Source organism: Castellaniella hirudinis (genome assembly GCF_042651965.1).
GTDB classification, from domain to species: Bacteria; Pseudomonadota; Gammaproteobacteria; order Burkholderiales; family Burkholderiaceae_B; genus Castellaniella; species Castellaniella hirudinis.
This window is the reverse complement of sequence record NZ_JBHSDY010000009.1, coordinates 20701-45296: the sequence shown is the minus strand read 5'-3', so window position 1 is coordinate 45296 and position 24596 is coordinate 20701. Positions and strand designations below refer to the sequence as shown.

Annotated in this window: 25 protein-coding genes; 23 read left to right on the top strand and 2 right to left on the bottom strand. The window is 65.0% G+C overall.

Going from position 1 to position 24596, the window contains the following annotated elements; all coding sequences use genetic code 11:
- Positions 1-29: 29 nt before the first annotated feature.
- Positions 30-812 carry an IclR family transcriptional regulator gene (locus tag ACFO0J_RS13580; RefSeq protein ID WP_376813631.1) on the bottom strand — a complete coding sequence of 261 codons (783 nt, stop codon included), beginning with the start codon at positions 810-812 and terminating at the stop codon, positions 30-32.
- Between the two features lie 244 nt (positions 813-1056).
- Between ACFO0J_RS13580 and ACFO0J_RS13575 the strand changes: the two genes are divergently transcribed.
- From ACFO0J_RS13575 to ACFO0J_RS13520, 12 genes are all read left to right on the top strand, one after another.
- Positions 1057-1725 carry an amino acid ABC transporter permease gene (locus tag ACFO0J_RS13575; protein ID WP_376813630.1) on the top strand — a complete coding sequence of 223 codons (669 nt, stop codon included), beginning with the start codon at positions 1057-1059 and terminating at the stop codon, positions 1723-1725.
- A gap of 12 nt (positions 1726-1737) precedes the next feature.
- Entirely contained in the window at positions 1738-2385 is a 648-nt protein-coding gene (locus ACFO0J_RS13570) for an amino acid ABC transporter permease (RefSeq protein WP_376813641.1), read from the top strand.
- A gap of 61 nt (positions 2386-2446) precedes the next feature.
- Complete coding sequence (locus ACFO0J_RS13565) at positions 2447-3316, top strand: transporter substrate-binding domain-containing protein (RefSeq protein ID WP_376813629.1); 870 nt, start codon at positions 2447-2449, stop codon at positions 3314-3316.
- Between the two features lie 89 nt (positions 3317-3405).
- Positions 3406-4125 carry an amino acid ABC transporter ATP-binding protein gene (locus tag ACFO0J_RS13560; protein ID WP_376813628.1) on the top strand — a complete coding sequence of 240 codons (720 nt, stop codon included), beginning with the start codon at positions 3406-3408 and terminating at the stop codon, positions 4123-4125.
- 43 nt (positions 4126-4168) lie between these two features.
- The gene (locus tag ACFO0J_RS13555) at positions 4169-5215 is read left to right on the top strand and encodes an alcohol dehydrogenase catalytic domain-containing protein (RefSeq protein WP_376813627.1); all 1047 of its coding nucleotides are present in this window, start codon (positions 4169-4171) and stop codon (positions 5213-5215) included.
- Between the two features lie 54 nt (positions 5216-5269).
- Positions 5270-5740: a MaoC family dehydratase gene (locus tag ACFO0J_RS13550; protein WP_376813626.1), complete on the top strand. Its 471-nt coding sequence runs from the start codon at positions 5270-5272 to the stop codon at positions 5738-5740.
- Complete coding sequence (locus ACFO0J_RS13545; protein ID WP_376813625.1) at positions 5737-7290, top strand: acyl CoA:acetate/3-ketoacid CoA transferase; 1554 nt, start codon at positions 5737-5739, stop codon at positions 7288-7290. The genes ACFO0J_RS13550 and ACFO0J_RS13545 overlap by 4 nt, the downstream gene beginning before the upstream one ends.
- 25 nt (positions 7291-7315) lie before the next feature.
- The gene (locus ACFO0J_RS13540; RefSeq protein WP_376813624.1) at positions 7316-8071 is read left to right on the top strand and encodes an SDR family NAD(P)-dependent oxidoreductase; all 756 of its coding nucleotides are present in this window, start codon (positions 7316-7318) and stop codon (positions 8069-8071) included.
- Between the two features lie 14 nt (positions 8072-8085).
- Positions 8086-9096 (top strand): Gfo/Idh/MocA family oxidoreductase, encoded by a 1011-nt coding sequence (locus ACFO0J_RS13535; protein ID WP_376813623.1) that lies wholly within the window; start codon positions 8086-8088, stop codon positions 9094-9096.
- A gap of 137 nt (positions 9097-9233) precedes the next feature.
- Positions 9234-10022, top strand: coding sequence for an enoyl-CoA hydratase-related protein (locus ACFO0J_RS13530; RefSeq protein WP_376813622.1), 789 nt, complete (start codon positions 9234-9236; stop codon positions 10020-10022).
- A 57-nt stretch (positions 10023-10079) separates the two neighbouring features.
- On the top strand, positions 10080-11249 hold the full coding sequence (locus tag ACFO0J_RS13525) for an ABC transporter substrate-binding protein (RefSeq protein ID WP_376813621.1): 1170 nt from the start codon (positions 10080-10082) through the stop codon (positions 11247-11249).
- 10 nt (positions 11250-11259) lie between these two features.
- A complete protein-coding gene (locus ACFO0J_RS13520; protein WP_376813620.1) occupies positions 11260-12429 on the top strand; it encodes an acyl-CoA dehydrogenase family protein in 1170 nt (389 codons plus the stop codon).
- A 92-nt stretch (positions 12430-12521) separates the two neighbouring features.
- Here ACFO0J_RS13520 and ACFO0J_RS13515 read toward each other — a convergent pair whose 3' ends face one another.
- Positions 12522-13325 carry a sugar phosphate isomerase/epimerase family protein gene (locus ACFO0J_RS13515; protein ID WP_376813619.1) on the bottom strand — a complete coding sequence of 268 codons (804 nt, stop codon included), beginning with the start codon at positions 13323-13325 and terminating at the stop codon, positions 12522-12524.
- 158 nt (positions 13326-13483) lie between these two features.
- Here ACFO0J_RS13515 and aroE (ACFO0J_RS13510) point away from each other — a divergent pair, with 158 nt between their 5' ends.
- The 11 genes from aroE (ACFO0J_RS13510) (at position 13484) to ACFO0J_RS13460 (ending at position 24540) form a co-directional block, all read left to right on the top strand.
- Positions 13484-14296: a shikimate dehydrogenase gene (gene aroE, locus ACFO0J_RS13510; protein ID WP_376813618.1), complete on the top strand. Its 813-nt coding sequence runs from the start codon at positions 13484-13486 to the stop codon at positions 14294-14296.
- A complete protein-coding gene (locus tag ACFO0J_RS13505) occupies positions 14293-15015 on the top strand; it encodes an amidohydrolase family protein (protein WP_376813617.1) in 723 nt (240 codons plus the stop codon). The genes aroE (ACFO0J_RS13510) and ACFO0J_RS13505 overlap by 4 nt, the downstream gene beginning before the upstream one ends.
- 97 nt (positions 15016-15112) lie before the next feature.
- A complete protein-coding gene (aroE, locus tag ACFO0J_RS13500) occupies positions 15113-15928 on the top strand; it encodes a shikimate dehydrogenase (protein ID WP_376813616.1) in 816 nt (271 codons plus the stop codon).
- A gap of 90 nt (positions 15929-16018) precedes the next feature.
- Entirely contained in the window at positions 16019-17221 is a 1203-nt protein-coding gene (locus ACFO0J_RS13495; protein WP_376813615.1) for a CaiB/BaiF CoA transferase family protein, read from the top strand.
- Between the two features lie 25 nt (positions 17222-17246).
- Entirely contained in the window at positions 17247-18089 is an 843-nt protein-coding gene (locus tag ACFO0J_RS13490) for a citryl-CoA lyase (RefSeq protein WP_376813614.1), read from the top strand.
- A gap of 12 nt (positions 18090-18101) precedes the next feature.
- Complete coding sequence (locus ACFO0J_RS13485; protein ID WP_376813613.1) at positions 18102-19865, top strand: thiamine pyrophosphate-binding protein; 1764 nt, start codon at positions 18102-18104, stop codon at positions 19863-19865.
- Positions 19866-19913: 48 nt separating this feature from the next.
- Positions 19914-21077 carry an ABC transporter substrate-binding protein gene (locus ACFO0J_RS13480; protein WP_376813612.1) on the top strand — a complete coding sequence of 388 codons (1164 nt, stop codon included), beginning with the start codon at positions 19914-19916 and terminating at the stop codon, positions 21075-21077.
- A 99-nt stretch (positions 21078-21176) separates the two neighbouring features.
- On the top strand, positions 21177-22052 hold the full coding sequence (locus ACFO0J_RS13475) for a branched-chain amino acid ABC transporter permease (RefSeq protein WP_376813611.1): 876 nt from the start codon (positions 21177-21179) through the stop codon (positions 22050-22052).
- Between the two features lie 10 nt (positions 22053-22062).
- Positions 22063-23049 (top strand): branched-chain amino acid ABC transporter permease, encoded by a 987-nt coding sequence (locus ACFO0J_RS13470; protein ID WP_376813610.1) that lies wholly within the window; start codon positions 22063-22065, stop codon positions 23047-23049.
- Positions 23046-23789, top strand: a complete 744-nt coding sequence (locus ACFO0J_RS13465; protein ID WP_376813609.1) for an ABC transporter ATP-binding protein — start codon at positions 23046-23048, stop codon at positions 23787-23789. The genes ACFO0J_RS13470 and ACFO0J_RS13465 overlap by 4 nt, the downstream gene beginning before the upstream one ends.
- 4 nt (positions 23790-23793) lie before the next feature.
- On the top strand, positions 23794-24540 hold the full coding sequence (locus ACFO0J_RS13460) for an ABC transporter ATP-binding protein (protein ID WP_376813608.1): 747 nt from the start codon (positions 23794-23796) through the stop codon (positions 24538-24540).
- Positions 24541-24596 lie beyond the last annotated feature (56 nt).

Sequence of the window (24596 nt, the reverse complement as noted above, 5' to 3'; positions counted from 1 at the left end):
CGTGGGGGGCTTTTTTGTCTGAATGCGGTTTATCGACCGCAGGCGAGGATGCCGGGACTGAGTTCGGACAGTTCGCGGGCGGCGTCCAGGATCAGGGGGACCAGGTGCTCGGCGTGCCTCATCCGGGCCGCGGGGCCGGCGATGCTGACGGCGCCGATGGCCGTTTCGGCGCTCGAGTTGAGGACGGGCGCTGCGATGGCTGCCAGGCCGATCTCATAGGTTTCATGGACGATGGCGTAGCGCCTCTCGCGGGCGAGGCGCAGGCAGTCAAGGAAGGCCTCGATGGTGCGGGGGGCGTTGGGTCCGTACTGTCCCGGCTCGCCGAAACCCTGCCGGGAAACGATTTCGAGCGCTTTCTGGTCGGTCAACGTCGAGAGCCAGGCCTGGCCGTTGGAGCTGCAGAACAGGCGCACATCCTCGCCCGGGTCCGACAACGCGTCGTAGCGCAGCCCCCCCTGGGCGCCTTGCGCCTTGGCGACCCAGATCAGGCGATCGTTCTCGACGAGGCTCATGCGCGCGAGTTCCCCGCTGGCAGCGGCCAGCTTGTCGAGCACCGGCTGGACCAGTTCGACGACGCCGGTGGCCGAGAGAAACTGCATGCCCAGGGTAGCGACCTTCAGGGTCAGCCGGTAGGGGCTGAAATCCCCGTCCTGCTGCCGCACGTAGCCGGTGCTCACCAGCTCGGCGAGTATCCGGTGCGTCGTGCTGCGCGGGAGTTGCAGCTCGGTGGCGATGACATGCAGAGGCAGACCGCCCGGATTGCGGGTGAGCAATTCCAGGATGAACAGCCCTCGGGGTAGATTGCTACTCATGATCAGACCTTGTGGGGAGCGCGCAGCGGGTGCGTCGAGGAGGGGGTCTCATTGTATTGGAAAGTTGTTCCATACTGGAATTCTCCCGAAACCTCTGGATGAGTCAAGCCGGTGAATGGCGATCATTCATGTTTTAGAACTTAGTTCTATTAAGGGAAAATCCTAGTATATAAAAGCATTTCTAAAATGGAAAGGCTTTCCGTGGATTGATATACTGGTCTCACGATCAAAGGTTGAGACCCGCATGACCTACACCTTCAACTTCGCCGCGCTGCTGCCGTACTGGGAAATTTTCCTGCAAGGCTGCCTGCTGACGCTGGCGCTCACGGCCTTGTCGACCGTGCTTGGACTGAGTCTGGGGATGCTGACGATTCTGGCGCGTCGCAGCCGCTTCGGTTTTCTGCAAGTCGTGGGCGTGAGTTATATCGAGATCATCCGCAATACGCCTTTTCTGGTGCAGGTCCTGTTCATCTTCTTCGGCTTGCCCCAGCTCGGCGTCAGCCTGTCACCCTGGACGGCGGCCGTCGTGGCGCTCAGCCTGAACCTGGGCGCTTTTTCCGCCGAGATCGTGCGCGGCGGGATCGAGGCCATCCCGCGCGGCCAGTTCGAGGCAGGGGCGGCGCTGGGGCTGTCTCCCTTGCAGACGTTCCGGTACATCATCCTCAAGCCTGCCTTCCGCGTGATCTTTCCGGCGCTTTCGGGGCAGTTCGTCCTGCTGCTGCTGACGACCAGCATCGTGTCTTCGATCTCGGCCGAGGAGCTCACCTCTGTGGCCCAGAGCATCGATTCGACGACATTCCGCAGCTTCGAGGTCTACATCGTCGCGACCCTGCTGTACCTGTGCATGTCGCTGCTGTTCTCGACGCTGTTCAAGGCGATCGACCGCGCCTGTTTTTCCTATCCGACCAAGTGAGACCAGGCCATGGTGCGCGAATTCACGATCAATGAAATCTGGATGATCCTGGCCGGCGCCCAGGCCACGCTCGTCCTGTCCGTCATTGCCTTCACCGGCGGCGGGATATTCGGCCTGCTGGTGGCCCTGGCGCGCACGGCGCCGATGCGCTGGCTGCGCGTCCCGGCGGCGGGATTCATCGACTTTTTCCAGGGCACGCCGATGCTGCTGCAGTTGTTCCTGGTTTTTTACGGCCTGCCGGTTTTCGGCTTCCATGTGAACGTATGGGTGGCGGCAGCCGTGGGCCTGACCCTGCACGCCGCTGCCTTTCTGGGCGAGATCTGGCGCGGCGGCGTCCAGGCGGTGCCGCGCGGCCAGAGCGAGGCGGCCAGCGCGCTGGGGCTGAGCTATGTGCATCGGATGCGCTACGTGGTGCTGCCGCAGGCGCTGCGCATGTCCTTTGCCCCGACCATCGGTTTCCTGGTGCAGTTGATCAAGGGGACCTCGCTGGCCGCCATCATTGGTTTTGTGGAGCTGTCCCGCTCCGCACAACTCGTTTCCAGTGCGACCTACAAGCCCTTGTGGGCCTACGGTTTTGCCGCCCTGGGCTATTTCCTGATCTGCTTTCCCCTGTCCCGGTATGCGGCACGGCTCGAACGCCGGTATGCCGCGGCCGCCTGACGGTACGGCAGAGCATCCTTTCATTGCGGTCTGCGGACCGCCTTCCTCCACAGGAGACATCATGATGAAAACATCCGCCTCGCTTCATCCCGCCGGCCGCATGCGCCGGCTCTTGCTGAGCGCCGCCGCCACGCTGGCCCTCGGGTCGGTGCTGGCGCCGGCCGCCCAGGCCCAGAGTGTCGCTGCAGTGAAAGCGTCCGGCGTGCTCAAGGCCGGCGTCCAGGTCGCGCAGGTGCCCTGGGGCTTTACCGACGGCCAGGGCAAGCTCACCGGCTTCGAGGTCGAGTTCGTCCGCATGGTGGCCAAGGACCTTGGCGTCCAGCCGCAGATCGTGCCGGTGACTCCGGCCAACCGGACGGCCGCGCTGCTGACCGGACAGGTCGACATGCTGGCGGCGGTGATGGGGATCTTCCCGGATCGGCAGAAGGTCGTGCTGTTCTCGCGGCCCTACGCGGTCAACGAGAACGTCGTGATCGCCAAGGCGGGACCGCAGATGAAAGGCTGGGAAGACCTGAAAGGCATGCGGATCGGCGTGCCCCGGGGAACCCCTCAGGACAAAGCCCTGACCGACGCCAAAGTGCCGGACGCCAAACTGATGCGTTTCGACGATGACGCCTCGACGGTGCAGGCGCTGGTCTCGGGCCAGGTCGACGCCATTGGCGCCGCCGTGACCCAGGTGGGCAACCTGGCGCAGGTCGCCGGGGCGGGCAAGTACGAGTCCCGTCTGGTGCTTTCCCGGGTCTACGACGGCGTGGCCGTGCGTCCCGGCGAGCGGGAATGGGTGGATTACCTCAATGACCTGATCAGCCGCAAGCTGGCCGACGGCGAACTCCCGGCGCTCTACAAGCAGTGGATCGGCAAGGATCTGCCTGCGGACATGCCCGATACCGGAGAAGGCGATGCGCCGCTGCCGGTCATCGTGACCCGATAAGCGAGGTTCCAGTGTCCGATCGGCAAGCAACTGAGCGCAGCACCCCGGCTCCCCTGGAGACGGCCGGGGCTTCCGGGAGCATCGTGTCGATGCGGGGAGTGCAGAAGTGGTATGGGGAATTTCAGGTCCTGCGTGATATCGATCTGGAGGTCGCCAAGGGCGAGCGCATCGTCATCTGCGGCCCGTCCGGCTCCGGCAAATCGACGCTGATCCGCTGCCTCAACAGCCTGGAGCAGTACCAGCAGGGCAGCATCATGGTCGACGGGATCGACCTGGGGGGCCATGCCGGCAACATCCAGGCAGTGCGCGCCGAAGTGGGCATGGTCTTTCAGCAGTTCAACCTGTTCCCCCACATGACCGTGCTCGAGAACTGCATGCTCGCCCCGATGAAGGTGCGCAAGGTGACTCGGGACCGGGCGCGGGAACTGGCGCTGAAGTATCTCGAGCGGGTGCGCATCCCGGATCAGGCCGACAAGTATCCCGCCCAGTTGTCGGGCGGGCAGCAGCAGCGCGTGGCGATCGCGCGGGCTTTGTGCATGACGCCCCGGATCATGCTGTTCGACGAGCCGACTTCGGCGCTGGACCCGGAGATGGTCAAGGAAGTGCTCGACACCATGATCGGTCTGGCCCAGGACGGCATGACCATGCTGTGCGTGACGCATGAAATGGGCTTTGCCCGCAGTGTCGCGGATCGGGTGATTTTCATGGATGGCGGCCGGATCGTGGAACAGGCGCCGCCGGACACGTTCTTTTCCAATCCCCGGCACGAGCGCCTGCGCGAGTTTCTGGGGCAGATTCTGCATAAATAAGGGCGGTGCGCCGGCGCTTCGGCGAAATCGGAACAAAGGGAACATGATGGAACAGGCAATGATGAAGGCCGTGGTGCTGCGTGCATTCGGCGAACCGGAGGTCCTGGAATACGCGGATGTCATCCGGCCCGAGCCGGGGCCCGGCGAGGTCCTGGTCGAGATCTGCTGCTGCGGGGTCTGCCATCTGGATCTGATCCTGCGCAAGGGCATGCGTTCGCGCGTCAAACCGCCCCGGATCATGGGCCATGAATTGGCGGGGACGGTGTCCGCCGTGGGTGAAGGCGTCCGGGATTTCGCGCCCGGCGACCGGGTGGCCTCCTTCAATTTCCAGGCGTGCGGCGAATGCGAGGATTGCCGGCGCGGGCGTCCTTCCCTGTGCCGGCAGACGCAGGGCGACATCGGGCAGACGCGCGACGGCGGTTACGCCCAGTATGCCTGCCTGCGCCAGGGCAACCTGGTCAAGCTGCCCGAAGGCATGCCGTTCGAACATGCGTGCTTCGGCGCGTGCGTGTTCGCGCCGCCGTACAAGGCCATCCGGCACGTCGGCCGGATCCGCGCCGGACAATGGGTGGTGATCACCGGCGCAAGCGGGGGCCTGGGGCTGGCCGCCATCCAGATCGTGCGCGCGCTGGGCGCGCGCAGCATCGCCATCACCGGCAGCCAGGGCAAGGTGGACGCCTTGCGCGCCGCAGGCGCCGACGAGGTCGTCGTCAGTCCTGACGGCGCCTTTGGCGAAGAGGTCCGGCGCCTGACGGGCGGTCGGGGCGTGGATCTGGTCGTCGAACTGATCGGTTCGCCGACCTTCGATGGGGCCATGCGCAGCCTGGCGCCGGGCGGGCGTTGCGCCGTCATCGGGGAACTGCACGGGACGCCCGTGAACATCAATCTGGGCCTGTTGATCCTGAAGGAATGGGAGATCAAGGGCGTCCAGAGCGCGGATCGTGAAGAGCTTGTCGAGGTGCTGGGCTTCATGCACGAGCACGGCATCGTGCCGACGGTCTGGCGCAAGCTGCCCCTGTCGCAGGCTGCGCAGGCCCATCATCTGTTGGGCGACCGGAGCGTGATCGGCCGCATTCTGCTGGTGCCCTGAGGCGCACGGTCATTCGGAGCGCATCGCGCACCTTTTCAACACTCGAGGAAGATCATGCTGCCGGGAAAATATTATGACGAGATCACGCCGGGCGAAGAACGACTGACGCCGCGCGTGACGGTCACCGAGGGCCACATTCTGGCCTACGCGGGGGTGGCGGGGGATTTTTCGCCCCTGCATCTGGACGAAGAATATGCGCGAACCACCGAGTTCGGGCAGCGGATCGCCCATGGGCTGATGGGTTTGTCGCTGGTCGATGGTCTGAAGGTGCAGTCGGCCTTCTTCCAGGACGGCATCGCACTGGGCTGGAACTGGAAGTTCAAGCGCCCCATCCGCATCGGCGATACGCTCCAGGCGCGGCTGCGGATCACCGACATGCGGGTCCCCAGGAGCCGGCCTCACATGGGCATCGTGCACGTCGAGGTCACCCTGCTGAACCAGCGGGGCGAAGTTGTGCAGGAAGGCGAACACCAGCTCATGGTGCCGCGTCGACCTGCGGATGTGGCGCAGACGGTGCGGGCATGAAGCGAAACAAATTCAGGACGGCCGAGGAGGCCGTGGCCATGATTCGTGACGGCGCCACCGTGGCGCTGATCGGCGGCGGCGGCGGCCTGATGGAGCCGACCTGCATCTTCCGCGCGGTGTCCCGGCGGTTTCTCGGGACCGGATATCCCCGTGACCTGACGGTGGTGCACGCGCTGGGGATCGGCGACAAGAAGACCGAGGGCATGAACCATTTCGCCCACGAGGGGCTGGTGCGGCGCGTGATCGGCGGCCACTGGGTCTGGTCGCCGAAAATGCAGGAAATGGCGCGTGATGAAAAGATCGAGGCCTATGTCCTGCCGAGCGGCTGCGTCATGCAGCTTTACCGTGAGATCGCCGGCGGACGCCCGGGGCTCTTCAGCCACGTGGGGCTGGGGACGTTCGTCGATCCCCGGCACCAGGGCGGCAAGATGAACCGTTCGGCCGGCGAGGATCTGGTCGAGGTGGTTTCCATCGACGGACGTGAACTGTTGCGGTACAAGCCGTTCCCGATCGACGTGGCCGTCATCCGCGGTTCGTTCGCCGATGCCGACGGCAATATCAGCCTGGATCAGGAAGCCGCCAATGTCGATGTCTACGCGGCGGCGCTGGCGGCGCACAATTCCGGGGGACTCGTGATCGCCCAGGTGCGCACGGCGGTCAATGTGAATTCGCTGCCGGCGCGCTCGGTCCGGGTGCCGGGTGCCATCGTCGACGTGGTGGTCGTGGACCCGGAGCAGCGCATGAGCTACGACCTGCCCTACGATCCCACGATCTCCGGCGAGCGCGCCGGACCGCCGCGCGCGCTGGCGGCCGAGGCTTCGCCCGTGCGCGCCCTGATCGCACGGCGTGCCTACCAGGAACTGCGCGAGGGGGCCATTCTGAATTTCGGCGTGGGCATTGGCGAGGGGGTGGCCCGTCTGATCGCCGAGCGGGGCGAGGTCGATCGTTACTACCAGACCATCGAGCACGGCACCTACGGCGGTTCGCTGTTGATGGGGCTGTTGTTCGGTTTTGCGCAGAGTCCCTCGGCGATGATCGATGGACCTTCGCAGTTTGATTTCTATGCAGGCGGCGGGCTGGACATCGCTTTCCTGGGATTTGGCGAACTCGACGCCCGGGGTGACGTCAATGTCTCGCGGCTGGGCGGCCTGACCGTGGGGCCGGGCGGGTTCATGGACATTGCCCAGAATGCGCGCAAAGTCGTGTTCTGCGGCACCTTCGATGCCAAGGGCGGCGACGTGAGCATCACGCCCGAAGGCCTGCGTGTGAACCGGCAAGGCCGCGTGCGCAAGCTGGTCGAGCGGGTCGAGCAGATCACCTATTCCGGCGCCGAAGCGCTGCGGCGCGGCCACGAGGCCCTGTTCGTCACCGAGCGGGCGGTGTTCGAACTGACCCGTGAAGGTCTGGTGCTGACCGAGGTGGCGCCGGGTCTCGACGTCCGGCGCGATGTGCTCGATCACATGGGATTCGCGCCGCTCGTTCCGGCCGAGCCCAGGCGCATGGATCTGTCGCTGTTCGAGGATGCGGCCGTGTGGGCGGAGCCGGCTTGAGGCCGGCTGTTCAGCAGGAGAAGAAATGAAGAAATTCGAACACAAGATCGTCGTGATCACAGGAGCCGCCAGCGGCATGGGCCGCAGCGCCGCGCTGGCCTTTGCGCGCGAGGGCGCCGCCGTCGTGGCCTGTGACCTGCTGGAGGAGGAGGCCGGCGCGCTGTTGGCCGACCTGGATGCCGCGGGCGGCCCGGGCGCCCGGTTCGTCCGGCTGGATGTGAGCCGCGAGGACGACTGGGAAGCGCTGGCGCGCCTGCTGCGCGCGGAGGGAGGCCTGGATGTGTTGTTCAACAATGCCGGCATCAGCGGCACGTTTGATCCGGATCTGACCAGCACGCGAGCCTGGGAGCGCCTGGTGGATGTCAATGCCAAGGGTGTCTTTCTCGGCATGAAGCACGTGGTGCCCCTGATGCGTTTGCGCGGCGGCGGGGCCATCGTCAATATGTCTTCGATCTCGGCCTCGGTCGGGCAGCCCCGGGTGCACATGGGCTACAGCGCCTCCAAGGCGGCGGTCCAGGCCATGACCCGCGCGGCCGCGGTCCATTACGCAGAGGATGGCATCCGCGTCAACGCAGTGGCGCCCGGCATGTTGCCGGCCATGCGCACGTCGCGCGGCTCGGCGGACCCCGTCTGGCGCGAGAAACAGATCGACGCCGTGCCGCTCAAGCGTGTCGGCCGTGTCGAGGAAGTGGCGGCCGCCGTACTCTTTCTGGCCTCGGATGAGGCCTCGTACATCACCGGCGTGGAAGTCGCGGTGGATGGCGGCTTTCTGTCCCTGTGACGGCTGGAGTGACCATGTATAGAGTCGGACTCATTGGCGTTGGCCATATCGGGGCGGTGCATGCGCGCAATATCGCGCGCCACCCCGCCCTGACGCTTGCAGCTTCGTATTCGCGTTCCCCGGCGCGCCGCGAGGCCTTTGCCGCCGAGCACGGCGGGCGCGCGTCGCACTGTCTGGACGACATCCTGCAGGCGTCCGATATCGATGCCGTGATGATCGCTTCGTCCACCGACAGCCATAGCGAACTGCTGCAGCGCGCTGCGCGCTCGGGCAAGCCGGTCTTTTGCGAAAAACCCATCGACCTGAGCCTGGCCGAGGCGCGCAGGGCGGTTGCGGCGGTCCAGGACTGCGGAGCGCGGGTGATGATGGGATTCAACCGCCGGTACGAGGAGAGCCACGCGGCCGTGCGGACGCGGGTCGCATCCGGTGCTCTGGGGCGGCTGCAGATCGTCCAGCTCACGTCGCGGGGTCCGAGCCGGCTTGCCGGCGTGGAGTATCTGCGCACCAGCGGCGGATTCTTCCGCGACAAGGGCGTGCATTTCTTCGACCTGGCGCGCTTCATCACAGGCGACGAGGTCGAGGAGGTCTCGGCCATGGGCGCCGCGCTGGTCCACCCGGAAGTCCGCGAGCTTGGCGACTTTGATACGGCCATCATCAGCTTGCGCATGCGCGGCGGCGTTCTGTGCCAGATCGACAACAGCCGCACGGCCAGCTACGGCTATGACGAGCGCATCGAGGCTTTTGGCGCGGATGGCTGGGTGGAGTCGTGCCGCCAGCCGGCCGTGGCTGTGCGTCATGCCGTCGGGACTGAACTGGCGGCCGGGCCGTTTCCGCAGAACATCTATGAACGCATCGGCGGTTCGTACTATCGCTGCATCGAAGGGTTCGCCGATTTTCTCGCGCGGCCGGATACGCCGGCGCCTACCATCGAGGATGGCTACGCGGCGCAGTGCATCGCGGAGGCCGCCGTCCTGTCCGCGCGCGAAGGCCGCAGCGTCCGCATCGATGAGTTGGAAACCGGATAGCGCACGCGCGGTCATCGCAGTCCGGCCCGCGTATTGAAAACATCAATAAATCGAATTGCCTTCATTGCATAGACAATAAATAGACCGTAGTTCTATCTTGTGGGCGTAGGCGACTTTTTCCAATAAAGCACATTGTCATGAAGCAAGCGGATTTCAAGCACTGCCGTTACGAGGTCGACGGCCAGGTCGTCACCATCACCATCGACCGTCCCCAGGTACTCAATGCGCTGCATCCGGCGGGCCACCAGGAAATGTCCGACGCCTTTGATCTCTATGCGGCGGACGATTCGCTGCGTGTGGCCATCGTCACCGGCGCCGGCGACCGCGCCTTCTGCGTGGGCACCGACCTGAAGTTCCTGGCCGAGACGGGTCTGGCGAACAAGCCCAGGACGGGCTTCGCCGGCATGACGCATCGTTTCGACCTGTGGAAACCGGTGATCGGCGCCGTCAATGGCCTGTGTCTGGGCGGCGGCATGGAAATGCTGGGCGGCTGCGATCTGGTCGTGGCTGCCGAGCATGCGCGCTTCGGCCTGCCGGAGACGCGTGTCGGCCTGGCCGCCTCGGGCGGCGGCATGTTGCAGCGTCTGCCGCGGGAGATCGCCATGAAGCACGCCATGAGGCTGGTGCTGACCGGCACGCCGATCCCGGCGCAAGAGGCTTGGCGCATCGGCCTGATCAATGAAGTGGTGCCCGCCGATCAGGTGATGGCGCGGGCCCGCGCGCTGGCTGAAGAAATCCTCGCCTGCGCGCCGCTGGCCGTGATGGCGTCCAAGCAGGCCATGCTGCAGAGCCGGGATGTGGCCGATCTGGCCTCGGTCATGCACGAGAACTATCCGATTCTGCAGCAGATGCTGGCCAGCAATGACGCCGTTGAAGGGCCGAAAGCTTTTGCGGAAAAACGTAAGCCGGACTGGACCGGGACATAGGCTCCGGGATCCAACGGCAGCATCCTTTCATACATGAATACCCATGGAGACAAGAATATGTACGCGCCCCTCGCATTGACCCGACGCCTTGCCCTTGCCGCCGCCATCGGTACGATGGCGGCCGGCCTCGCCTTTTCCGCCCACGCGGCGGACACCGTGAAAGTGGCGCAACTCGTCGAACTGACCGGCCCCGGCACGACCTCCGGGACCAACTACCGCAATGGTGCGAATCTCGCCATCAAGGAGATCAATGCGGCCGGCGGCATCCTGGGCCGCCAGATCGTGGCCACCTCGGCCGACACGCAGACCAACCCGGGCATCGCCAAGGCGCTGGCCCAGAAAGCCATCGACGATGACGCCTTCGTCGTGTTCGGCCCGGTGTACTCCGGCTCCATCATGGTCAGCATGGCCACGACCGAGGCCGCGAAGGTGCCCAATTTCATCGGCGGCGAGGCCGCGGCCATCACCCAGCAGGGCAACCCCTATGTGTTCCGGGCGAGCCTGACGCAATCCGACGCCATGCCCAAGGTCGCGCGCTACCTGGACGGCCGCAAGGACATCAACACCATCGCCGTCCTGTTCGTGAACAACGACTTCGGCAAGGGCGGACGCGACGCCATTATCGAGGCTCTGGGGAAAACCAGGGTCAAGGTCGTGGCCGACATTTCCACGTCCGTCGGCCAGGTGGACTTCAGTTCGGCGGTGCTCAAGGCCAAGCAGAGCGAGGCGGATGCCGCCTTCGTCTATCTGAACGAAGAAGAATCCGCCCGGCTGCTGGGCGAGTTCAGGAAGCAGGGCTGGGACAAGCCCATCATCGGTGAATCGACGCTGGTCAACCAGAAGGTCATCGAACTGGCCGGTCCCGCAGCCAACGGCGTGGTGGCCCACGTCGGTCTGACCGTCGATGCGCCCAGCCCCGAGATGCAGCGCTACGCCAAGGCCTTCGAGGAGGCCTATGGCTACACCTCGGATCACAACGCGCTCAAGGGCTACACCAGCGTGTATCTGTTCAAGGCGGGCGTCGAGAAGGCCGGCAAGTTTGACCGCCAGGCGGTGGCCGACGCCCTGCACGGCCTGCACATTTCGGTCAAGGACAACCCGGGCGTGCTGATGGACGTCACCATCGACGACAAGGGCGACCTCGACCGCGAAAGCTTCCTGGTCGAAGTGGCCGACGGCCGCCAGAAAGTGACCGAGATCCTGCCGCCCCTGTCGGCAGGAAAGTAAAGGATTGCACATGGATCTGAATCTCACGTCCGAGCAGGTGATGCTCGTCGATACCGTCCGGAAATTTGTCGAGCGGGAGCTGCTGCCGCTCGAAGAGGGGATCGAGGAAAAAGGCTATCTGGAGCCGGAACTGGCGCGTGCCCTGTTCGAGAAATCACGGGACAACGGCATGTACGCCATGAACATTCCGGAGGAGTTCGGCGGCGGAGGTCTGTCCGCGCTGGATACCATGCTGGTCGAGGAACAGTTCGGCCACGCCAAGGATATCCTCATCCGGCGTGCGTTCGGCAATGTGTACGAGGTCCTGCTGGGCGCCAATGCCGTCCAGCGCGACCGCTGGCTGCTGCCGACCGTGCAGGGCGAGCGGACCTGCTCCATCGCCATCACGGAACCCGGAGCGGGTTCCGATGCCGCTGCGATCCGGTCGCGGGCGACGCGGCGGGGCGATGGCTGGGTACTCTCCGGCAGCAAGCATTTCATCAGCGACGGTGAGTTTTCGGACTTCTTCATCGTGTCCGCCGTGACCGATCCGGACGCCGGCTCACGCGGCATTTCGCTGTTCCTGGTGGACAAGGACCTGCCCGGCCTGGTGGTGGGCCGCAATCAGAAGATGATGGGCCTGACCGGCACCAGCCACGTCGAGCTGCATTTCGATGAGGTCCCGCTGGACGCGGACTGCCTGCTGGGCGCGGAAGGCTCCGGCTTCGGCCAGGTCCTGAAAACCCTGGGGCGGGTGCGCCTGGCCCAGGTGTGTGCGCGGGCGGTGGGCAAGGCCACCCGCCTGCTGAACATGATGGTGTCCTACGCCAACGACCGCGAACAGTTCGGCCAGGCCATCGGCGGCTTCCAGATGATCCAGCAGATGCTGGCCGACAGCGCCATCGAGATCAATGCCGCCCGTTGGCTGGTGTGGGATGCGGCCAGGGATATCGACAACGGCAAGGACCCGCGCGAGAAGATCTCGATGGCCAAGGTCTACGCCTCGGAAATGCTGGGGCGCGTGGCCGACCGCGCGGTCCAGGTGCATGGAGGTATGGGCTATTGCGCCGATCTGCCCGTCGAGCGTCTCTACCGCGATGCGCGGATCTTCCGCATTTTCGACGGCACCTCGGAAATCCACCGCAGCGTCATCGCCCGCAGCCTGGGCAGGCACGGTGAGGTCTTGTACGGCACGGCTTGAAACGGGTGTGCCGCTGGAATTGAAAAAGGCCCTCAGGGCCTTTTTCGTGCGTCATATGCCGGCACGGGGGCCGGCGGTTCAGGATACGGGAATCAGGTGGACAGGTAGCGGCGCGCGCCCTCGATGCAGCGGCGGGCCCATGCCTCGTGGCCCAGGGCCTGCACTTGTTCATTATTGGGAATTTCGAGGGAGTAGGGAACGGCCGGCAGGGCGTCCAGGATCTGGCGGATGTCGATGCCGCCTTCGCCCGGGACGAAGCGCTCGTCGCGCGCGGTGTGGATCAGTCCTTCGACGGTGTCGGGGATTTCGGCCGGCGCGTCGCAGACCTGGGCGAAGCGGAACCATTCGCGCGGCAGGCTGCGCAGTTCGTCCACGCTGTCGCGCGAGCGGTTGAAGTGCAGGGTGTCGACGACGACGCCTGCGTTGGGGCGGTTGACTGCGCGCACCACGTCCGCTGCGGCCCGGAGATCCGGGGTTTCCGTCCAGCTCGGGTATTCCAGGCCGATCGACAGGCCCAGGGGGCGGGCCATGTCGCATAGCCGCGCGAAGCGGTCCGTCGCGCGCGCGCGGTCGGGATCGGGCAGTTGGGTCAGGATGTGTCGTGCGCCCAGTTCCGCCGCCGTGTCGAGCACCGCGGCGTAGGTTTCGGGTTCGATCTCGGGCGGCATGCGGGCGAGTTCGATGTCCAGCACGCGTACGCCGGTGTCTTTCAGCAGCGCCTTGACCTCGGCCAGCATGGCCGGGTCGTTTTGCAGGGCGAAGACGTGTTCCGTGGGCGTGACCGCGGTCAGCCGCAGGCTGACGAAGTCGTAGCCGGTGCGCTGGGCGATGCGGATCATGTCCATGGGCGAGCAGGTCAGCACCGTGAGGTGAGCGAGCGAGAACTGGAGAGCCATTGCAAAGATCCTGGAAGGCAAAGTTTATTTAATATAGAACTCTATTCTGAAAGACGCAACATCAAAATGAAATTGAGTTCTGTAAAATCAAGCGCTGGTTTACATCAGGAAATCCGCACCGTATCCTTAGTCCCTTTTCGCCCGCGCAGGAGCCCGCGATGACCGATCGCTATGCCGTCATCGGCAATCCGATATCCCAATCGAAGTCCCCCATTCTGCACACGGCGTTCGCGCGTCAATTCGGTCACGAGCTCCAGTACGACAAATTGCTGGCCACCCACGAGGATTTCGCCCAGACCGTGCAGCGGTTCATCGACGAGGGAGGCAAGGGCATGAACGTGACCGCGCCGTTCAAGCTGGCTGCGCTGGAATTCGCCGATACCCTGTCCGACCGGGCGCGTGCCGCCCAGGCCATCAACACGCTCAAGTTCAGTGCCGAGGGCGTCCACGGCGACAACACGGATGGCGTGGGCCTGGTCAGCGACATCCGGGACCGCCTGGGGGTCGCGCTGGAAAACCGCCGGATTCTCATCATCGGCGCGGGCGGTGCGGCGCGCGGCATTCTGCTGCCGCTGCTCGAGGCCCGGCCGGCGCATCTGCTGCTGGTCAACCGGACGGAAAGCAAGGCCCACGAACTGGTGGAGGCCAGCGGCGCATCCCGGCAGATCGTCGCGGCCGGTCCGTTGAGCGCGGTCGAGGAAGGCGCGTTCGACGTCATCATCAACGCCACGTCGGCCAGTCTCAGCGACGCCCATCTGCCGCTGGAGCGCGGGGTCTTCGCGCCGGATGCGCTGGCCTACGACCTGGTGTATGGCCGGGGTGATACCGCTTTCATGAGCGATGCCCGCCGATTGGGCGCAGCGCACGTTGCGGACGGCCTGGGCATGCTGGTGGGGCAGGCGGCGGAATCCTATCGCCTGTGGTTCGGCCGTCGGCCCGATGTCGAACCTGTCATGGCCATGCTGCGGTGAGCATTTTCGACGAACCCAAGATCGACTGTCATCTTCACATCTTCGATCCTCACCGCTTCCCCTATCGCGAGGACACGCCCTACCGGCCGACGGGGCAGGAAATCGGCACCGCGATCCAGTTTCGCGCCGTCATGCAGGCGTATGGCGTGCCGTATGCGCTGCTGGTGGGGCCGAATTCGGGCTACGGGTTCGACAACCGCTGCATGCTCGATGCGATTGCACAGGGCGAAGGCCGGTTCAAGGGCGTCGGGGTCGTGCCCAATGACGTGTCGGCCGCCCGGCTCGCCGAGCTCAAGGCGCAGGGCGTCCTGGGGGTCACGGTGAACGTCTCCCTCGCGGGGGTCGATCATTTCAGCCAGGCCGACACCTTGTTCAACCGGCTGGCCGACCTGGACATGTTTGCCCAGGTCCAATACGAAAAAGATCAGTTGCTCGGCCTGCTGCCGCTGATCGGACGCACCCGCGCCCGGCTGCTGATCGATCACTCGGGCCGTCCCGACGCTGCGGCGGGCTTGAACCAGCCCGGGTTCCAGGCGCTGCTCGACACTTTCGGACCTGAAGGGTGCCTGTGGGCCTCGGACTGGCCGTTTCTGAAGGCTCCCGAACGCCTGGATTACGGCCCCCTGCTGCGGCTGGCACAGGATCTGATGCCCGATCCCCGGGTGCGGCGCCAGGTCATGTGGGAGACGCCGCGCCGCTTGTTCGGTTTTGGAGATTGAGCGCGGCAGCGATGCCTGGATAATAGAACTCGGTTGCGTAGGATGGAAAACCCTCCTAAGATGAAGGCTCCTTCTTCATCGATACGCAGACCTTGTCATGACTGATCGCTATGCCATCATCGGCAACCCCGTGGCGCAATCCAAGTCCCCGCTCCTGCAGACGGCTTTCGCGCGCCGGCTAGGCCAGGACATGAGCTATGAAGCCATCCTGGCGACCGCCGACACCTTTCACGAAACAGTGCGCCGGTTCATGGGCGAGGGCGGCAAGGGGATGAACGTCACGGCGCCCTTCAAGCTCGATGCGCTCGACCTGGTCGACGAGATGTCCGACCGTGCGCGTGCCGCGCAGGCCATCAATACACTGAAGTTCGACGATGCGGGCGTCTACGGCGACAACACCGACGGCGCGGGGCTGGTCAACGATATTCAGGAACGCATGGGGATCTCCCTGGCGGGACGCCGCCTGCTGGTCATCGGCGCAGGCGGGGCGTCCCGGGGGGCCTTCCTGCCGCTGCTGGAGGCCGGGCCGGCCTATTTCCTCGTGGTGAATCGCACGGAAAGCAAGGCGCATGCGATTGTGAGCGACCGCGCCGAACAGGGCCGGGTCGAGGCTGGGCCGATCCAGCGCGCCGAAGGCGGCCGGTTCGACGTCGTCATCAACGCCACCTCGGTCAGCCTGACGGGCGACCGGCTGCCGCTGCCCGAGGGGATTTTCGCCGAGAGTTCGCTGGCCTACGAACTGGCCTACAACAAGGGCCATACGGCCTTCCTGCAGGATGCCGCCCAGGGCGGCGCGGCGCACATCTCCGATGGCCTGGGCATGCTGGTGAGCCAGGCCGCCGAGGGATTTCTGCTGTGGCGCGGCGTGCGCCCGGATATTTCTGAAGCCATGTCCCTGCTGCGCGAAGAATAAAAACAAGATTCTAAAAATTAGTTGCGTCCAATAGAATTGTGTTCTAAAGTTTGTGCGTGATGACGCTCATCAGCTGAGAAGAGGAACAGAATGGCAAAGGCCCTGGCGGGTATCCGCGTACTGGATCTGACGAATGTGCTGGCAGGGCCGTTCTGCGCCTATCAGTTCGCGCTGCTCGGCGCCGAGGTCATCAAGGTCGAGGTGCCGGGGTCGGGCGATCTCGCGCGCCAACTGGGCGCTGACGCCGAGCTCAACGGGCGCGGCATGGGGGCCTCCTTTCTGGCCCAGAACGGCGGCAAGCGTTCCATCACCCTGAATCTGAAATCCGAAGCGGGCCGCGAAGTCCTGCGCCGCCTGGTCGCCTCCGCCGACGCCTTGATCGAGAATTTCCGGCCCGGCGTGATGGACCGCCTGGGCGTCGGCTACGAGGCGCTCAAGGCGGTCAATCCCAGGCTCGTCTATTGCGCGATCTCCGGCTTTGGCCAGGACGGCCCCATGCGCCATGCGCCCGCGTACGACCAGATCGTCCAGGGGCTGTCGGGCGTGATGAGCATCACCGGCAGCGAAGACTCCGCGCCGCTGCGCGTGGGCTATCCGATGGCCGACACCATCGGCGGGATCACGGCGGCCTTCGCCGTGGCCAGCGCCCTGGTGCGGCAGCAGCGCACCGGCGAGGGCGACTTCATCGACGTCTCCATGCTGGATTCCACCATCGTCACCATGGGATGGGTGGTGTCGAACTACCTGATCGCCGGCGTGACCCCGCGTCCCATGGGCAACGAGAATTTCACGGCAGTGCCCTCCGGCACCTTCAGGACGGGGGACGGCCCGCTGAACATTGCGGCGAACAAGCAGGAACAGTTCGAAGCCCTGATGGATGTGATCGGCCGCCCCGAACTGAAGGCCGATCCGCGTTTCGCCGGACGAGAGCGCCGCAAGCAGAACCGGGCGGCCCTGACGATCGAAATCGAACAGGCCCTGGCTGAAAAATCCGCGCATGAATGGGAGCACATCCTCTCCGGGATCGGGATTCCTTCCGGGCGTGTGTTGAGTGTGCCGGATGCGCTGAGCCATCCGCAGACCCTCGAGCGGGCGCTGCTCAAATCGTTCGACGAGGTGCCCGGCGTGGGCCGTCCGATCAAGCTGGCCCGGGCAGGGTTCAAGATGGCCGGGGGCAGCCCCGACATCGAGACGCCGCCGCCGGTCCTGGGCGAACACACCGATCCGATCCTGGCGGAACTGGGTTATACGCAGGCCGAGATCGAGCGCCTGCGGGATGAACGAGCCATTTAGCATTGAGAAAAGGGCGGCACGAAAGATGACGACACAGCACGACGATCGCGTGGACCAGGCCAGTCGCTGGTGGTCCACGGACATCATCGACATCCATCCCGGCGAGATCAGCATCCGCGGCCATGCCATCCAGGATCTGATCGGCCGGATCAGTTTCCCGGAAATGATCTGGCTCATGCTGCGCGGCGAACTGCCGGGCAAGGCCCAGGCGGCGCTGCTCGAGGCCGCGCTGGTCTCCTCGGTCGACCATGGCCCGCATGCGCCGTCCATCGCGATTTCCCGCATGGCGATCAGTTGCGGCGTGGACCTGAACGGCGCCATGGGTTCGGCGGTCAACGTCCTGGGCGACATCCACGGCGGGGCGGGCCAGCAGTGCATGGAGATCTATCGGGACAGCCAGGCGCGCGCCGCGCGCGGCGAACCGCAGCCCGTGCAGGCCGCCCTGGATGCGTATCGGGCCGAACACGGCAAGATCGTGCCCGGCTTCGGACATCGTTTCCATCCGCGCGATCCGCGCGCCAAGCGGCTGCTGGCGCTGGTCGACGAGGCGGTCGCCCAGGGCGTGGTCTCGGGTGAATTCGCCCGGATCGGGCGCCAGGTCGAGGCCATCCTCGAACAGGAAAAGGGCCGCCACATTCCCATGAACATCGACGGCGTGACCGCGGTGATCTATGCCGAACTCGGTTTCGAGCCGGAACTCGGCCGGGGGATTTTCATTCTGTCGCGCTCGGTCGGCATCCTGGCCCATGCCTGGGAGCAGATGCGCGAAGGCCGCCGGATCAAGGGGCCCATGCCGCCCTCGATTCCGTACGCCTATACCGGGCCGCAACACGCGGAACTTCCAGAACAGCCGTCACAGCAGTCTTAGGAGACAAGTCTCATGCAAGAACTCATTTCCCGCCAGTTGGTCCGCTACCTCGAAGAACGAGGGGTCGAGCACGTCTTCGGCCTGTGCGGCCATACCAATATTGCCGTGCTGACGGAACTGGGCAAGAGCAGTGCCATCCGTTTCGTCAACACGCGTCACGAGCAGATCGCCTCGCACGCCGCGGACGGCTATGCCCGGATGACCCGCAAGGCCGCCGTGGTCCTCAGCCATCTTGGACCCGGCCTGACCAATGCCGCGACCGGCGTGGCCAACGCCGCGCTCGATTCCATCCCCATGGTGGTGATCGCCGGCGACATCCCCAGCCATTTCTACGGCAAGCATCCGCACCAGGAAATCAATCTGCACGCCGATGCCGCGCAGTGGGAGATCTATCGTCCCTTCGTGAAGCGGGCCTGGCGCGTCGACCGCCCGGACCTGTTCCCGGAAATCCTCGAAAAGGCCTTCCAACTGGCTGAAAGCGGCCGCCCCGGTCCGGTGCTGGTGTCCGTACCCATGGACATCTTCTCCAAGGAAATCGATACCGCGCTGTTCGAGCGGCTGCGCAGCCACACCAAGCAATTGGAAAAGCCCTCGATCGACGACACCCTGGCCCGGCGCATCATCCAGGAACTGCTCGACGCCAAGCAGCCGGTGATCTACGCCGGCGGCGGGGTGATCCTGGCGGACGCCGCCCAGGAACTGGCCGAACTGGTGGACCACCTGGGCGTGCCGGTCGCCCACACGCTGATGGGCAAGGGCGTGCTGCCGGACGACCATCCGCTGATCCTGGGCATGACCGGTTTCTGGGGCGCGCAATTCGTCAACGAGGCCTGCCTCAACGCCGATCTGGTGCTGGGTCTGGGCACGCGTTTCGCCGAAGCCGACTGCAGCTCCTGGGAAAGCGAATACACCTTCCGCTTTCCCGGCACCCGCCTGATCCACATCGACATCGACCCGGCCGAAATCGGCCGCAACTATCCGGTGCAGATCGGCGCCGTGGCCGACCTGAAGCAGGCGCTCAAGGTGCTGAACCGCGTGGCCCGCGAAATGCTGCCCCAGCCGCGCCGCAACGAGCCGCTGCGCGAGCGCCTGGCGGGGCAGCGCAGCGCGTTCAGTTCCGGCAACGTCGAGGCCATCGAAAGCGATGCCTTCCCGATGATGCCCGAACGCATTCTGTCCGACGTCCGCGCCGCCCTGCCGCGCGATGCGATCATCACGACCGACGTGGGCTGGAACAAGAACGGCGTGGGCCAGCAGTTCCCCATCTATGAGCCGGGCAGCATCCTGACCCCGGGCGGTTATGCCACCATGGGCTTCGGCGCGCCCGGCGCGCTGGGCGCCAAGCTGGCGTGCCCGGACCGCGTGGTGGTGTCCCTGGTGGGGGACGGCGGCTTCGGCCAGAATCCCGCCCTGCTGGCGACCGCCGTCGAAGAGAACATCCCCGTCGTGTGGGTGGTGATGAACAACTGCGCGTTCGGCACCATCGCCGGTTTGCAGAAAGCGCACTACGGCACGACGACCGGCACGGTCTTCGCCAAGGACGGCAAGCCCTACACGCCGGACTACGCCGCGATCGCCCGCGCCTATGGCGCGGAAGGCGTGCAGGTCCAGAGCGCTTCAGAATTCAAGGACGCGCTCGCGCGTGCTATAAGCAGCAAGAAACCTTCAGTCATCGATGTTCTGATGCGTAATAATCCGGTTCCCACATCGGGGCATTGGAACATTCTCGACATCTATTCGCCGGGCAAGAAGATTTCACACGTCAGCGTAGACTGACACCCCCCCCGCTGCTCGGCGTCATTTCGCGTCACTCAAGGAGACAACATGAAGACACTGGATTTGTTCAAGAAACTGGCCCTGGCAAGTGCGCTGGCCGTGGCCGTCGGAGGCGTGGCCGTGCCGGCGTCCGCCGCCGACACCGTCAAGATCGCCGAGGTCGTCGAACTGACGGGCCCGGGGGCGACCGCGGGCACCAACTTCAAGAACGGCGCGGATCTGGCCATCAAGGAAATCAATGCGGCCGGCGGCATCCTGGGCCGCCAGATCGAGGTGACCTCGGCCGATACGCAGACCAATCCCGGCATCGCCAAGGGCCTGTCCCAGAAGGCGATTGACGATGACGTCTTCGCCGTGTTCGGCCCGGTGTTCTCGGGCTCGATCATGGTCAGCATGGCCACGACAGAAGCGGCCGGCGTACCCAACTTCATCGGCGGCGAGGCTGCGGCCATCACTGAAAAGGGCAACCCCTATGTCTTCCGGACCAGCCTGACCCAGGCCGATGCGATGCCCAAGGTCGCGCGCTATCTCGACGGCCGTCCGGACATCAACAGCGTGGCCGTGATCTTCGTGAACAACGACTTCGGCAAGGGCGGACGTGACGCCATCATCGAGGCGCTCAAGAAGACCCACGTGAAGGTCGTCGAAGACATTTCGACCAGCACCGGCCAGGTGGACTTCAGTGCGGCCGTGCTCAAGGCCAAGCAGAGCAACGCCGACGCGATCTTCGCCTACCTGAACGAAGAAGAATCCGCCCGCCTGCTGCGCGAACTCAAGAAGCAGGGCTGGGACAAGCCGGTCATCGGCGAGACCACGCTCACGGGCCAGAAGGTCATCGAGCTGGCGGGTCCCGCCGCCGAGGGCGCCATCGCCCACGTCGGCCTGACGGTGGATGCGCCCATCCGAGGCATGAAAAAGTTCAGCGAGGATTTCCAGAAGGCCTATGGCTACGTGTCGGACCATAACGGGATCAAGGGCTACACCGGGATCTACATCCTCAAGGCGGCCATCGAGAAGGCCGGCAAGTTCGACCGCGAACTGGTGACCAAGACCCTGCATGGCATCCACATCTCGACCAAGGACCATCCGGGCGTTCTGATGGACGTCTCGATCGACGACAAGGGCGATCTGGACCGCGAAAGCTTTCTGGTGCAGGTGGACAACGGCCGCCAGAAAGTCAGGGAAATCCTGCCGCCCCTGGGCAAGAAATAAATCGGCATAGGCACCTCTCCCGGACGTTCTCCGGGGGGGCGTATGAGGCATTACAAGGGCCTTGCCCTGCGGGGCGGGGCCAAACCAGTGATTGTCGAGATGACAGACTTCATTCAACTCATTATTTCCGGGATGGCCACCGGGGCGATCTACGCCCTGGCCGCCCTCGGATTCACCTTGCTATGGCAAGCCTCCGGGACGATCAACTTCGCCACGGGCGAGTTCGTCATGCTGCCGGCATTCTCGATGCTGGCCTTCCAGTCGCTGGGCCTGCCCCTGCTGGTGAGCTTTCTGCTCACGCTGGTGGTCGCCACCGCCGTGCTGGGATTCGGCTTCAAGCGCGCCATCGTCGATCCGATGCGCAAGTTCGGCGTGATGCCCCTGGTGGTGGCCACGATCGGGCTGGCGCTGATCATGCGCAGCGGCGTGCAGATCGCCTTCGGCGCCCAGGCATTGCCTTTCAAGAACGTCTTCGGCTACGAGGTCTTCCGCTTTGCCGGCGTGAGCGTGTCGGCCGGCGACCTGGGTACGCTGGCCGTCACCCTGGTCGTCGTGCTGGGCCTGCAGGCTTTCCTGCAGCGCACGGTCACCGGCCGCGCCATGCAGGCGGTGGCGCAGAACACCGAGTCGGCCGAGGTGCTGGGGATCAAGGTCAACCGCATGATCTTCTACACCTTCGCCATCAACGCCATGCTGGCCAGCCTGGCCGCGCTGCTGGTCACGCCGCTGTATCTGGCCAAGTTCGACATGGGCATCACCCTGGGGCTGAAGGCCTTCCTGGCGGCCATCATCGGCGGGTTCAACAACTCGCGCGGCGCCCTGCTGGGCGGCATCATCATCGGCGTGAGCGAGAATCTGCTCGGGGCTTACGTGTCCTCCGCCTACAAGGACGGGGCTGCGCTGGCGCTGTTCATGCTGGTGATCCTGTTCAAGCCCAACGGCTTGCTGGGCGCGCCCGCCGAGCGCAAGGTCTGAGGGGGCGGCCATGAAGAAAATCAATCTGTTCCTGGGCGTGCTGAGCCTCGTGGCGCTGATCATCGCGCCGCACTTCTTCAAGACCTACGGCGTGTATCTGCTGACGTACTGGCTGGTCTACGTCATCGCCAATCTGGGACTCAACCTGATCGTCGGTTATGCGGGCCTCAAGGCCCTGGGTCATGCCGCCTTCTTCGGGGTCGGCGCCTATACCTCGGCCATTCTGATGCAGGCTGGCGTCGATTTCTGGGCGGCCATGCCCGTGGCCATGGCGCTGTGCTTCGTGCTGGGCCTGCTGGTGGGCTTCCCGGCCTTGCGCGTGCAGATGCATTACCTGGCTTTCGCCACGCTGGGCCTGAACGAAATCTTCGTGCTGGTCCTGCGCAACGAGGAATGGCTGACCGGCGGCACGTTCGGGATCTCGGGCATCGCGCGTCCCAGCCTGTTCGGCTATGTCTTCAAGGGGGCGATTCCGTACTACTACTTCGTGCTGGTCTTCGCCCTGATCGCCTTCCTGCTGCTGTGGTGGCTGATCCATTCGCCCTGGGGCAAGGCCTTCACGGCGTTGCGCGACAATCCGATCCGCGCCGAGAGCCTGGGCGTGAACATCCAGCGCTACACGCTGCTGGCCTTCGCCATCGGCGGGGTGTATGCGGGCGTGGCCGGTTCACTGTTCGCCTCGCTGGTGCAGTTCATCGATCCGGAGCCCTTCAACGTGCAGATCTCCATCCTGATGTTCCTGATGGTGATCCTCGGCGGCCCGGGCTATCTGCTCGGACCGGTGCTGGGTTCGTTCATCGGCGTCTTCGCGCCCGAGTGGCTGCGCTTCACCGAGGGCTGGTACCTGCTGCTGTTCGGCGGCGTGGTCGTGTTGTTGATGATCTGGCTGCCGGGCGGGCTGCTGTCGCTGCGCCAGGCCCTGGCCGCACGCCGCGAAGCCAAGGCGCATGAGGCGGCGCGCCTGTCGGCGGCCGCGCAGGCAAGGAGAGGCGCATGAATCCGATACTGAGCGTCAAGGGGCTCAAGAAATCCTACGGCGCCATCCAGGCGGTGCGCGGCGTGTCCTTCGAGGTCATGCCGGGTGAGATCTTCGGCGTCATCGGGCCCAACGGCTCGGGCAAGACCACCATGTTCAACAGCATGCTCGGGCAGATCACGCCTGACGAGGGCCAGATCTTCCTCAACGGCAAGGAGATCACGCATCTCAATCCGCAGCAGCTCAGCATGCAGGGCGTGGGGCGCACGTTCCAGACCCTGCAGGTCTTCGGCAACATGACCGTGCGCGACAACCTGATCGTGGCTGCGCAGGAGCATCGCGGCACCATGATGCAGCGCCTGTTCGCGCCCTCCGATTCGGGGCTGGGCGGCCGTGCCGATGAACTGATCGACCTGTTCAACATCGCCCACGTCAAGCACAAGCCGGCCGGCGCGCTGTCCTACGGCCAGCAGAAGCTCGTGGACATTGCCATGGCGTTCATGAGCGAGCCCGCGCTGGTGCTGCTCGACGAGCCTTGCGCCGGGGTCAATCCACGGCTGGTGAGCGGGATTGCGCGCATGCTCAAGGAACTCAACCAGCGACGCCAGGGCTCGTTCGTGGTGATCGAACACAATATGGACTTCGTCATGGACCTCTGCCATCGCATCCTGGTGATGGTCGAAGGCGAGGTGATGATGGTGGGCACCCCCGCCGAAGTGCGGGCGAACAAACAGGTGCTCGACGCCTACCTGGGGAGCTGAGACGATGTCTGAAACCGCGATTGAATTCCAGGGGGTCGTGGCCGGCTACAAGGATTTCATGATCCTCAACGAGCTGTCCTTCCAGGCCCGCAGCGGCGCCATCACCCTGCTGCTGGGCCCCAACGGGGCGGGCAAGTCCACCGTGCTCAAGACCCTGTTCGGGCTGCTCAAGGTCCGCCAGGGCAAGATCCTGCTGCACGGCGAGGACATCACCCACTCCAGCGCGCGTGAACTGCTGGCGCGCGGCATCGCCTTTGTGCCCCAGGGGCGCAACCTGTTCGGCCAGCTCACGGTTTATCAGAACCTGGAACTGGGCGGCATCACGCTGGGCATGAAGACCACGCACGAGCGGATTCCCGAAGTCCTGGATCGTTTCCCCCGGCTCAAGGAGCGGCTGCATTCGCAGGCCTCGACGCTGTCGGGCGGCGAACAGAAGCAGCTCGAGATCGGCCGCGCCTTGCTGTTGCGTCCCAGCGTGTTGCTGATCGACGAGCCCTCGATCGGCCTGTCGCCGCAGATCGTGGCGGGCGTGTTCGAGCTGTTGCGTCAGTTGACGGCGCAGGGGTTGACGGTGCTGATGGTCGAGCAGAACGTCAATAGCGCGCTGAAGATTTCGGATGATGCGCTGGCGCTGGCTTCGGGCACCTGCGTGTTGCACAAGCCCGCCGCCGAGCTGCTGCTCGATCCCAATATCGAACGGCTGTTCCTGGGGGCCGGCTTGCCCGCCGAGGAGTCTTCGGCGGCCGTGTGACGGTGGCGGCGCGCCCGGCGGGCCGCCCGCTCCCGGCGACGGGCACCGGCGGCCGC

Bases quoted from the DNA above. Each gene is read 5' to 3' on its own strand.
- ACFO0J_RS13490 (WP_376813614.1), top strand. From the start codon at position 17,247: ATGACGACACAGCACGACGATCGCGTGGACCAGGCCAGTCGCTGGTGG.
- ACFO0J_RS13525 (WP_376813621.1), top strand. From the start codon at position 10,080: ATGTACGCGCCCCTCGCATTGACCCGACGCCTTGCCCTTGCCGCCGCC.
- ACFO0J_RS13550 (WP_376813626.1), top strand. From the start codon at position 5,270: ATGCTGCCGGGAAAATATTATGACGAGATCACGCCGGGCGAAGAACGA.
- aroE (WP_376813616.1), top strand. From the start codon at position 15,113: ATGACTGATCGCTATGCCATCATCGGCAACCCCGTGGCGCAATCCAAG.
- ACFO0J_RS13575 (WP_376813630.1), top strand. From the start codon at position 1,057: ATGACCTACACCTTCAACTTCGCCGCGCTGCTGCCGTACTGGGAAATT.
- ACFO0J_RS13520 (WP_376813620.1), top strand. From the start codon at position 11,260: ATGGATCTGAATCTCACGTCCGAGCAGGTGATGCTCGTCGATACCGTC.
- ACFO0J_RS13485 (WP_376813613.1), top strand. From the start codon at position 18,102: ATGCAAGAACTCATTTCCCGCCAGTTGGTCCGCTACCTCGAAGAACGA.
- ACFO0J_RS13480 (WP_376813612.1), top strand. From the start codon at position 19,914: ATGAAGACACTGGATTTGTTCAAGAAACTGGCCCTGGCAAGTGCGCTG.
- ACFO0J_RS13535 (WP_376813623.1), top strand. From the start codon at position 8,086: ATGTATAGAGTCGGACTCATTGGCGTTGGCCATATCGGGGCGGTGCAT.
- ACFO0J_RS13475 (WP_376813611.1), top strand. From the start codon at position 21,177: ATGACAGACTTCATTCAACTCATTATTTCCGGGATGGCCACCGGGGCG.
- ACFO0J_RS13555 (WP_376813627.1), top strand. From the start codon at position 4,169: ATGATGGAACAGGCAATGATGAAGGCCGTGGTGCTGCGTGCATTCGGC.
- ACFO0J_RS13470 (WP_376813610.1), top strand. From the start codon at position 22,063: ATGAAGAAAATCAATCTGTTCCTGGGCGTGCTGAGCCTCGTGGCGCTG.
- ACFO0J_RS13580 (WP_376813631.1), bottom strand. From the start codon at position 812: ATGAGTAGCAATCTACCCCGAGGGCTGTTCATCCTGGAATTGCTCACC.
- ACFO0J_RS13465 (WP_376813609.1), top strand. From the start codon at position 23,046: ATGAATCCGATACTGAGCGTCAAGGGGCTCAAGAAATCCTACGGCGCC.
- ACFO0J_RS13495 (WP_376813615.1), top strand. From the start codon at position 16,019: ATGGCAAAGGCCCTGGCGGGTATCCGCGTACTGGATCTGACGAATGTG.
- ACFO0J_RS13530 (WP_376813622.1), top strand. From the start codon at position 9,234: ATGAAGCAAGCGGATTTCAAGCACTGCCGTTACGAGGTCGACGGCCAG.
- ACFO0J_RS13540 (WP_376813624.1), top strand. From the start codon at position 7,316: ATGAAGAAATTCGAACACAAGATCGTCGTGATCACAGGAGCCGCCAGC.
- ACFO0J_RS13515 (WP_376813619.1), bottom strand. From the start codon at position 13,325: ATGGCTCTCCAGTTCTCGCTCGCTCACCTCACGGTGCTGACCTGCTCG.
- ACFO0J_RS13565 (WP_376813629.1), top strand. From the start codon at position 2,447: ATGATGAAAACATCCGCCTCGCTTCATCCCGCCGGCCGCATGCGCCGG.
- ACFO0J_RS13545 (WP_376813625.1), top strand. From the start codon at position 5,737: ATGAAGCGAAACAAATTCAGGACGGCCGAGGAGGCCGTGGCCATGATT.
- aroE (WP_376813618.1), top strand. From the start codon at position 13,484: ATGACCGATCGCTATGCCGTCATCGGCAATCCGATATCCCAATCGAAG.
- ACFO0J_RS13460 (WP_376813608.1), top strand. From the start codon at position 23,794: ATGTCTGAAACCGCGATTGAATTCCAGGGGGTCGTGGCCGGCTACAAG.
- ACFO0J_RS13560 (WP_376813628.1), top strand. From the start codon at position 3,406: ATGCGGGGAGTGCAGAAGTGGTATGGGGAATTTCAGGTCCTGCGTGAT.